This is a genomic window from Macrococcus capreoli (genome assembly GCF_025628935.1).
Taxonomy (GTDB): Bacteria; Bacillota; Bacilli; order Staphylococcales; family Staphylococcaceae; genus Macrococcoides; species Macrococcoides capreoli.
Window position 1 is genome coordinate 1 of the sequence record NZ_JAOTIS010000044.1, and the last position, 847, is coordinate 847.

The window sequence follows — 847 nt, forward strand, 5'->3', positions numbered from 1 at the left end:
CAGACTGAAGACAAAGTCTCCTTCGGAGATGAAGTCTTCAGTCTTTTTTTATACAATAATATTAACAATGATTTGGGGTGATTATTTTGTTGAGTAAATCAGAAGATAAAAGAAATCAATTAGAGGTTGTTGCGATTTCAGATTTAGTGCCACAAAACCATTTACTAAGAAAAGTAGATAAAGTATTGGATTTGAATTTTATTTATCCTCTAGTCAAAGATAAATATTGTCTTGATAATGGTCGTCCAAGTATTGATCCTGTGATTTTAGTAAAAATAATATTAATACAAAAATTATTCGGAATAAAATCAATGAGACAAACAATAAAAGAAATCGAAACAAATGTTGCTTATCGTTGGTATCTTGGATACAGTTTTCAGGATAAGATTCCTCATTTCACTACCTTCGGTAAGAATTATATTAGAAGGTTCAGTGATAATACACTTTTTGAAGAAATATTTGAACACATTCTACAGTTGGCGATGCAACATAAATTGATTGATACCTCAGCTTTATTTATTGATTCTACTCATATTAAAGCAAACGCTAATAAACATAGATTTAGAAAAGTTGTAGTAAAAAAATCGGTCGCTCATTATAAAGATGAATTAGATAAAGAAATAAACGAGGTTCGTAAATCTGAAGGAAAAAAGGAGTTCACCCCAACTCATAAGACAGAAGAAAAAGAAAAAAAAGAAAGTCTCACAGATCCTGACGCTGGTTACTATGTTAAAGGTGAACGTGAGAAACAGTTTGCTTATAGTTTACATGCTTGTGTAGATAAAAATGGATTTTTTGTAGATCACCACGTAACACCAGGTAATATTCATGATAGTACTCAATTGGC

At 30.6% G+C, this 847-nt stretch carries 1 protein-coding gene; it reads left to right on the plus strand.

Features of this window, described 5'->3' with window-relative positions:
• Nucleotides 1-86: 86 nt before the first annotated feature.
• Nucleotides 87-847, plus strand: a 761-nt coding sequence (locus OCL94_RS13180; protein ID WP_262997380.1) for a transposase, incomplete at its 3' end; no start/stop codon positions are given.